This window comes from Streptomyces sp. URMC 123, from assembly GCF_051386515.1.
In the GTDB taxonomy this organism is placed as follows: Bacteria; Actinomycetota; Actinomycetes; order Streptomycetales; family Streptomycetaceae; genus Streptomyces.
In genome coordinates this window covers 1-919 of sequence record NZ_JBPQTV010000651.1, presented here as the reverse complement: position 1 = coordinate 919, position 919 = coordinate 1, and the positions used below count along the sequence as shown (strand labels likewise).

General features: G+C 67.0%; 2 protein-coding genes. One reads left to right on the top strand and one right to left on the bottom strand.

What is annotated here, in order from left to right; all coding sequences use genetic code 11:
- On the top strand, positions 1-279 hold a 279-nt coding region (locus ACSNOD_RS31450; protein ID WP_436770482.1), incomplete at its 5' end, for a hypothetical protein.
- Between the two features lie 169 nt (positions 280-448).
- Here the strand turns inward: ACSNOD_RS31450 and ACSNOD_RS31445 are convergent.
- Positions 449-919, bottom strand: a 471-nt coding sequence (locus tag ACSNOD_RS31445; RefSeq protein ID WP_436770481.1) for an ATP-binding protein, incomplete at its 5' end; no start/stop codon positions are given.

Here is a 919-nt window from a genome sequence, read left to right as displayed (position 1 = left end):
AGCCGGCCTTCAGCGCGCGGTCACCACGCCCTTGTCCTTGCCGTCGACGCCACCCCCCTCCTCACCGGCTTCCCCAACCCCATCACTCGCCTGGTCAATACGATCCTCGCCACCGGAAACCTGATCCTGCTCACCCCCTCCGACCGCCCCAGCGCCATCGCCCACCGCCTCAGCCTCGAACCCGACCAATACTTCTCCCACCCACCTGGACGGGGCTACCTCACCACCGGCCGGGCACCGCTTCTTGTCCAACTCGCCATGCCTCCTCAAACGTCCTGAGGTGAAGGAGCGTGAAAAGTACGGCCGACGTCACACAACTCGGACTCAATGCCCCGAAAAGCAGCGGCTTTTGGCCCGACATCGAAAGTGCGAGGCGGCCTCCGCCCGACAAGGTGAAAGCCACAACCCCCGCGGTGGCCGGAAGGGGCGGCGCGGGGACGGCGTGTCATCACAGAGGCGGAATCGCATCGAGGTCGATGTCGGTGAACACGTGCTCCACCTCGTCCCCACGGCCCGGAGCCACGGTGTTCTGGGTCCAGATGGTCTTCCCGCGAGGGGAGTAGCGGGTGCCCCAGTGGTCACTGAGGTGGGCGATGAGATAGAGGCCGCGTCCGCCTTCGTCGTCGTCGGCGGCGTAGCGCAAATGCGGGGACGTGCTGCTGGAGTCGGAGACTTCGCAGGTGAGCGCGCGGTCGTTGATCAGACGGGCGTGCACGGGCGGTGTGCCGTAGCGAATCGCGTTGGTGATCAGCTCGCTGAGGATGAGTTCGACGGCGTAGGTGACATCGTCCAGGTGCCAGCGGATGAGATGGCGGCGGGCGTCGGCGCGGACGGGGGCAACCGCGGCGGGGTCGCTAGGTACGTCCCACGTGGCGATGTTGTCGGGGTCCAGCAGGCGGGTACGGGCGATGAGCAGGGC